Raw genomic sequence first — 6816 nt, 5'->3', positions numbered from 1 at the left:
GCGCGCCATGCCCATCTTCAGCTGCACGAAGGGCTCGAAAGCGAGGCGTGCCTCCTCCTGCGTCATGCCGACCCCGTGATCGACTACAGACAGGATCAGCGCCTCAGCCTCCTCGCCTATCATTACGGTAACCTCCCTGTCGGGCCTGGAGAATTTGATCGCATTGCCGATCAGGTTGATCAGGATCTGCCGGATTCTCCGCTCATCCGCCAGCAGCGCGGGCGCAGTCGCCGGAATGGCGTTCACCAGCCTCACCTGTGCCCGGTCAGCCGCGGGGCGCAGCATGGTGCAGCACTCCCCGGCGATACGATGCAGGTCGATATGGTCCTGCTCGAAATCCAGCTTGCCGGACTCGACGCGCGCGAGGTCCAGAATGTCCTGTATGATCGACAGCAGATGTTCGCCGCTGAGCCTTATGTCGCCGGCATAGTTGCGATAGCGCGGGGGCAGGTCGCCGAACATCGCCTGCTCGATCATCTGCGAGAAGCCGATGATGGCGTTCAGCGGCGTGCGCAGCTCATGGCTCATATTGGCCAGGAATTCGGATTTGGCGTTGTTCGCCAGCTCCGCCTCTTCCTTCGCGCGCACCAGCCCTTCTTCCAGCGAACGCTGCTGGGTGATGTCCATGAAGGTGACGATGAAACCGCCGGAGGGCAGCCTGATGCTGCGCACCATCAGGAACACGCCATTGGGCCGGCGGTGCTGGTAGGGGTCGGTGCCGGCCCGGAACCAGTCCAGCCGTTCCTTGACCTTCGCCGCGACATCCGCTGGCGGGCCATATTCCCCGCGTTCGGTCAGATAGCTCAGGATATCCGCCGCCGCCGTGCCAACCCGGCACAGATCATCGGGCAATGTCACCATCTGCTGGAACGGGCTGTTGCAGAACCGCAAGCGTGCCTCCGCATCGAAGACCGCCAGCCCCTGCGGCAGGTTCAGCAGCACGGTTTCCAGCAGTTCGCGCTGCTCCTCGATCTCGCGCCGGATCGCCACCTCGCGGGTGACATCCCGGCCGGTTCCGCGATAACCCTTGAACCGCCCGCGCCGGTCGAATACCGGCACGCCGCTGATGCGGAACCGGATATTGCCCTCCCGGTCTGACCGGGAGCCCGGAATCCGGAAGGTATATTCCAGGTCGCGATACGAACTGTGGCTCTCTATAGCCGCAAGATATTCCCGCCGGAATTCCGCATTCTCGTCGCCAGTGCCGAACAGCTCCGCCCGCTTGCGCCCCAGGAAGCTGGACAGCGGCAATCCCGTCACCAGCAACAGCCGTTCCGAGCAATAAACGAAGCGGTCTTCCCGGTCTGTCTCCCACACCCAGTCGGCGGACATGTCGGCAATGTCCCGGAAGCGCGCTTCGCGCTCCAGCCCCTCGGCTTCCAGGCCGGCGAGCCGCCGTTGCAGCCGCTTGCCGTAGATCAGCGTCATCAGGGCCAGCAGCGCCCCCAGCACGACCAGCCCCAGGACGAACCAGTGCCGGACCGCACGCCCAATTGCGTTTACCTGCTCGGCAAACCGGTCCTGCACCTCGGTCATCCGCGCATCGATCGCGAGCAGCCTTGTGGTGAAGACGGCATTGCGTTCGCGATTCCAGGGCCCTTCCTGGATCGCCTCATGCATGTCGGCGGCCACCTGCTCGATCTCCAGCAGCAGCGCGTCTGACTCGCTCCAGCTCTTCACGCTGGGCTGCAATAGCGCTGAATCCCCGAACAGCCGGAAGACCCAGGCGATGCCGGGCACATCGCCAGGGTGGTTCAGGCCGGCGGCAAGGTCTGCATAGCTGTCCCGCACCGGGCGGTCCGGGTCTTCGAGGATAAGACGGGCCGACCGGTCGGCCAGCGGCACGGCCATATCAGCACGGTAGGCAGCAAAATCCGCCGCGTCCCGGCTTTCGCCATAGCGCAGCAGGGCCAGCACCGCCGCCTTCTGATACCGGGAGTAATAATTCGCGCCGGAGGTGTAGGAGCGCGCCACATCGACGAACCAGATGCCGGCCAGGCCGAAGGAAACGGTTACCAGCAACGTGACGATGAAAACGGCGGCCAGCCCCGTCATCGCGATGGTCGTGACGGTGCGTCGCGTACCGCCGGACGCCTCCGCAGTGTCTTGCCGGTCCAGCAGGGGCCTTCTCCCTCATGCCGATGGTCTTTTTATTTTTAAGAGTACTCTCCTGCACGAATTCGACAAGAAATTGTGCAAGGCAGCCTGCCGGGTGACGAAAAGCTTGCGGGAAAGCGAGTCGGCATTATATATCTTCAAATAATTGCATATAAGGAGTTCATATGCTGCGCCCCCTTGCCCCTGACGCCCTTCAGCAGCGCCTTGCCAGTGGCGAGATGCTGCTGATCGACATCCGCGAACCCGACGAATATGCCCGCGAGCATATAAGGGGCGCGCGGCTGATTCCGCTGAACGCCATCGATGCCGAGGATCTGACGGCCGAGCAGCGCCGCCCGGTCTGCTTCACCTGCCGCAGCGGCAACCGCACCGCCTTCAACGCCACGCGGCTGCTCGCGAAGGGCTTTCACGAGGCCTATGTGCTGGACGGTGGGCTGGACGGCTGGAAGAAAGCCGGCCTGCCGGTGCATTTCAACCCGCGCGCACCGCTCGACCTGATGCGCCAGGTGCAGATTGCCGCCGGCGCGCTGGCGCTGGCCGGCGCGGTACTGGCCGCGACCGTCTCGCCCTGGTTCATCCTGCTCAGCGGCTTTGTCGGGGCCGGCCTCGTCTTCGCCGGTGTAACCGGTTTCTGCGGCATGGCAAGGCTGCTGAAGCTTATGCCCTGGAACCGCGCCAGCATTGGCTGAATCCGCTATCCTGAACGCATCAGAACAGGAGGACGCCATGCGCCCCACCGTTGACAGCTTCTTCGATGAGGCGACCAACACGGTCAGCCACATTGTCGCCGACCCGGCGACCGGCAAGGCCGCCATCATCGATTCGGTGCTGGATTTCGACTCCGCCTCGGGCCGGACCGACACCGCCTCGGCAGACAAGCTGATCGCGCATATCAAGGCGAAGGGCCTCACGGTGGAGTGGGTGCTGGAGACGCATATCCATGCCGACCATCTGACCGCCGCCCCCTACCTGCTGGAAAGGCTGGGCGGAAGCCTGGGAGTCGGCGGTGCCATCGCCCAGGTGCAGCGGACCTTCGGCGAGATTTTCAACGTCGGGCCCGGCTTCGCGCGCGATGGCAGCCAGTTCCACCGCCTGTTCCGGGACGGCGAAACCTTCCGGCTGGGCGACATCGAGGTCCGGGCCATCCACACGCCGGGGCATACGCCGGCCTGCATGACCTATGTCATCGGCGATGCCGCCTTCGTCGGCGACACTTTGTTCATGCCGGATTACGGCACGGCGCGCTGCGACTTTCCCGGCGGCGATGCCCGCCAGCTCTACCGCTCGATCCAGAAGATTTTCGCGCTGCCGCCGGAGACGCGGCTGTTCCTGTGTCACGATTACAAGGCGCCGGGCCGCGACGAGTACCGCTGGGAAACCAGTGTGGCGGAGGAGCGCGCCAGCAACATCCATGTGCATAACGGCGTAACGGAGGAGGATTTCGTCGCCATGCGCACCGCGCGCGACGCCACCCTGTCCATGCCGCGCCTCATCCTGCCCTCGGTGCAGGTGAACATGCGCGCCGGCCATTTCCCGCCCGCCGAGGAGAATGGCGTCAGCTATCTGAAGCTGCCGCTGAACGCGCTTTAGCAATCACGCTGCAACTAAATATGGTTGCATCATTCTTCTGGCTGCTTATATCCTAAGCGTCTGGACACAGGTTCTGAAAGCATATGACCCGTCGGGACAAGCTGGTCGCCCGCCTGAAAGCCCGCCCGCGCGACTTTACCTGGGCGGAGCTGGTCAGAGTGCTGGAAGGGTTGGGCTATAATGAAGTTGCCACCGGCAAGACCGGCGGATCGCGGCGGCGCTTTGTGCATAAAACCGCACCGGCCTTGCTGCTGCACAAGCCCCATCCCGGCAACATCGTGAAGATGTATGTGATCGATGAAATCATCCGAACTCTCGGCGAGGCGGGGCTGATATGAGCAAGCTACTGGAATACAAAAACTATTTCGGCTCCGTCGAGTTCAGCGAGGAAGACGAGGTGTTTCACGGCAAGCTGGAATTCATCCGCGATCTCGTGACCTTCGAGGCCACGGACGCAAAGAGCCTGAAAGCCGCCTTCCAGGAAGCGGTGGATGATTATCTTGCCTTCTGCGCCGAACAGGGGCGCACCCCCGATATTCCGCTGAAAGGCAGCTTCAACGTCCGGCCCGGCCAGGAACTGCACCGCCGGGCGATGCTGCTCGCCGCACGCAAGGGCCTGAACCTCAATACGCTGGTCAGCGATGCGCTGCGGCGCTATCTGGACAAGGAGGAGAGCGCCGCTTGAGGGCCTGGCCTGACGGCGCGCTGGCACCAGTCCAGCACCGCCTCCGCCTCGGCCGGCAGGCTGGCCGCAAGACCGCCATGGAAATTGGCCCAGGCCGGGGCGTAATCCTCGCGTACCGGCACCAGCACCGGGATATTGTCGGCGATTGCCCGCGCGATCACCGGGCGCAAGCCGGACCCGTCCGCCTCCGCCTTGCCGAAACGGTTCACCACCAGCAGGTCGGCACCGGCTTCCAGCGCCGCTTCAAGCCGGCCAGCCGCCTCGGTCAGGGCCACGGAATCGAGCCGGCAGCCCTCGGAAAACCGCCCCAGATCCTGCGATATACCCATGACGCCGCCGCCGGCAAGATCGCGCAGCCGCATGGTCGAGCAGGCATCCGCCCCGACGCTCGCCGAATCATCTTCCTGCAGGAAGCCGATGACGCGCACCCCGTCCTGACGCAGCCGCTCAACCACCACCGCCAGCAGCGCATCAATTGGCGCGCGGCCCTTGAAGGGGATATCGGCAATCGGTGTCGCGCTGTCGGTCACGGCGGGCCGTCCTGGCTGTTTTCCCGTCCCGGAACGCTATCCGAAAGCCGGTCCCGGCACCAGCGCGCAGGATGGTTGAACGGGCAAATGACGGAATGATCCGGGTTGATATGGGTCAATGTCTGTAACAGGAGAATCCGTATCTTCAAATATGAGAGGTATCCTAAAAGCGAGGCCAAAAGGAGGAGCGACAAAATGTACAAGAACATTCTGGTTCCCATCGACCTGACGCAGGCGGAAAAGGGCACGGCCATGCTTGCCGTTGCTGCCAAACTGGCCGATCAGGGCGCCAAGATCACCGCGATCAACGTGGTGGAGGATCTGCCGGGTTATGTCCGCGCGGAACTGCCGACCGGCCTGGTCGAGAAGAACCTGAAGGCCGCGCAGGAAGAGATGGCGAAGCTGGTGAAAGACAGCGGCGTCGCCGCCAGCGTGCAGGTCAGCGATGGCAACCCATCGCGCGAAATCCTGGACCATGCCAGCAAGATTGGCGCTGACCTCATCATCGTCGCCTCGCACCGCCCCGGCATGCAGGATTACTTCCTGGGTTCGACGGCGGCCCGCGTCGTCCGCCACGCCGCCTGCTCGGTGCTGGTGACACGCTGAATAGGGTCAGGCCGGCGCCGCCGCGCGCCGGCCACCGCCCAGCCTGAGCAGGAAGAACAGCGCGATGGCGATGTTCGCGAGGTTCCAGGCGAAGCCGTTCAGGAAGGCGGCCTCGTAGGACAGCGTCAGATCGTAGATCGCGCCCGACATCCAGCCGCCGACCGCCATTCCCAGCAGCGTCGCCGACAGCACGAGGCCGATGCGCGCGCCCGCCTCCGATGCCGGGAAATATTCCCGCACGATCATCGCATAGGTCGGCACGATGCCGCCCTGCGCCAGCCCGAACAGGGCGGAGACGATGAACAGCGGCGCCAGCCCGTCGAACGGCAGGAACAGCAGCAGCGAGAGCGCCTGCAGCCCGCTGCTCGTCAGCAGCGTCCAGAGCGGTCCGATACGGTCCGCCAGCCAGCCGAAGAACAGCCGGCTGATAATGCCGGTCGCCAGCATGAGGGAGAGCATCTGCGCACCCCGCGCCGAGCCGAAGCCCAGATCGGCGCACAGCGCCACGATATGGACCTGCGGCATCGCCATGGCGACACAGCACAGAACGCCAGCCACCACCAGCAGGCCTTGCAGCAGGCGCGGCGAGATACCGGGCGAGACTGCGACCGTCGGCGTACCTGCCGGCACCGGCCTGACCACCGGTTCCGGCGCGCGGCGGCGCAGCAGCAGCGTCAGCGGCAGGATGGTGACGAGGCAGAACAGGCCGATGCCGACATGGGTCGTACGCCAGCCCACAGTTTCGATGAAATGCTGCGCGATCGGCGGCCAGACCGTACCGGCCATGTAGCTACCGCAGGCGCAGATCGCCACCGCGATACCGCGATGCTTCGTGAACCAGCGCGAGATATCAGCAATCATCGGGCCGAAGGTGGCGGAGCTGCCGAGCAGTCCGATCAGCACGCCATGCGCCAGCGCGAACTGCCACAGCGTCTGCGCCTGGCCGGCCAGGATATAGCCCAGCGCCAGCATGCAGGTGCCGCCGACCAGCGGCGGCAGCACGCCAAACCGGTCCGCCACCCTTCCCATCAGGATGCCGCCGATGGCGAAGCCCACCATCAGCAGCGTGTAGGGCAGGGCCGCGTCGGCGCGGGCCACCTGAAACTCCGCCTCGACCGCCGGCAGCGCCACGACAACCGACCACAGACCGACGCCGCCGATGGTGGTCACCAGCAGCGAGATCGCCAGACGAAACCAGGCACAGGGCGGATCGCCCTCCAGATGGAGGGCGTCTGCACGGTCGCTCATCGGGCGGTTCCTCCCGGCCCCTTGCAGGGGCGGCGCTCT

The 6816-nt window shown here is 64.8% G+C and carries 8 protein-coding genes; 5 read left to right on the top strand and 3 right to left on the bottom strand.

Annotated features, from left to right (window positions below; all coding sequences use genetic code 11):
- The coding region (locus tag MK313_RS05860) for a PAS-domain containing protein (protein WP_287780440.1) at positions 1–2055 on the bottom strand (2055 nt) is incomplete at its 3' end.
- A 227-nt stretch (positions 2056–2282) separates the two neighbouring features.
- On the opposite strand from MK313_RS05860, the gene MK313_RS05855 reads away from it, so the two are divergent.
- The 4 genes from MK313_RS05855 (at position 2283) to MK313_RS05840 (ending at position 4393) form a co-directional block, all read left to right on the top strand.
- Positions 2283–2807 carry a rhodanese family protein gene (locus MK313_RS05855; protein WP_121219596.1) on the top strand — a complete coding sequence of 175 codons (525 nt, stop codon included), beginning with the start codon at positions 2283–2285 and terminating at the stop codon, positions 2805–2807.
- Between the two features lie 37 nt (positions 2808–2844).
- The gene (locus tag MK313_RS05850; RefSeq protein WP_287780439.1) at positions 2845–3708 is read left to right on the top strand and encodes an MBL fold metallo-hydrolase; all 864 of its coding nucleotides are present in this window, start codon (positions 2845–2847) and stop codon (positions 3706–3708) included.
- A gap of 83 nt (positions 3709–3791) precedes the next feature.
- Positions 3792–4046: a type II toxin-antitoxin system HicA family toxin gene (locus tag MK313_RS05845; protein ID WP_287780438.1), complete on the top strand. Its 255-nt coding sequence runs from the start codon at positions 3792–3794 to the stop codon at positions 4044–4046.
- The gene (locus tag MK313_RS05840; protein WP_287780437.1) at positions 4043–4393 is read left to right on the top strand and encodes a type II toxin-antitoxin system HicB family antitoxin; all 351 of its coding nucleotides are present in this window, start codon (positions 4043–4045) and stop codon (positions 4391–4393) included. Before MK313_RS05845 ends, MK313_RS05840 begins: the two co-directional genes overlap by 4 nt.
- Here MK313_RS05840 and MK313_RS05835 read toward each other — a convergent pair.
- Positions 4363–4923, bottom strand: coding sequence for a DUF2478 domain-containing protein (locus tag MK313_RS05835; RefSeq protein ID WP_287780436.1), 561 nt, complete (start codon positions 4921–4923; stop codon positions 4363–4365). The genes MK313_RS05840 and MK313_RS05835 overlap by 31 nt on opposite strands.
- Before the next feature lie 195 nt (positions 4924–5118).
- Here MK313_RS05835 and MK313_RS05830 point away from each other — a divergent pair, with 195 nt between their 5' ends.
- The gene (locus MK313_RS05830) at positions 5119–5529 is read left to right on the top strand and encodes a universal stress protein (protein ID WP_121219590.1); all 411 of its coding nucleotides are present in this window, start codon (positions 5119–5121) and stop codon (positions 5527–5529) included.
- A gap of 6 nt (positions 5530–5535) precedes the next feature.
- Here MK313_RS05830 and MK313_RS05825 read toward each other — a convergent pair whose 3' ends face one another.
- Complete coding sequence (locus MK313_RS05825) at positions 5536–6777, bottom strand: MFS transporter (RefSeq protein ID WP_287780435.1); 1242 nt, start codon at positions 6775–6777, stop codon at positions 5536–5538.
- Between the last annotated feature and the right edge of the window lie 39 nt (positions 6778–6816).

The sequence above is a fragment of the Oceanibaculum sp. genome, from assembly GCF_022449305.1.
In the GTDB taxonomy this organism is placed as follows: Bacteria; Pseudomonadota; Alphaproteobacteria; order Oceanibaculales; family Oceanibaculaceae; genus Oceanibaculum; species Oceanibaculum indicum.
The sequence above is the reverse complement of the archived record's forward strand: the minus strand, read 5'-3'. Positions and strand labels throughout refer to the sequence as shown.

Excerpts from the sequence above, each read along its gene's own strand:
- MK313_RS05855 (WP_121219596.1), top strand. The coding sequence starts at position 2,283 with ATGCTGCGCCCCCTTGCCCCTGACGCCCTTCAGCAGCGCCTTGCCAGT.
- MK313_RS05850 (WP_287780439.1), top strand. The coding sequence starts at position 2,845 with ATGCGCCCCACCGTTGACAGCTTCTTCGATGAGGCGACCAACACGGTC.
- MK313_RS05845 (WP_287780438.1), top strand. The coding sequence starts at position 3,792 with ATGACCCGTCGGGACAAGCTGGTCGCCCGCCTGAAAGCCCGCCCGCGC.
- MK313_RS05840 (WP_287780437.1), top strand. The coding sequence starts at position 4,043 with ATGAGCAAGCTACTGGAATACAAAAACTATTTCGGCTCCGTCGAGTTC.
- MK313_RS05830 (WP_121219590.1), top strand. The coding sequence starts at position 5,119 with ATGTACAAGAACATTCTGGTTCCCATCGACCTGACGCAGGCGGAAAAG.
- MK313_RS05825 (WP_287780435.1), bottom strand. The coding sequence starts at position 6,777 with ATGAGCGACCGTGCAGACGCCCTCCATCTGGAGGGCGATCCGCCCTGT.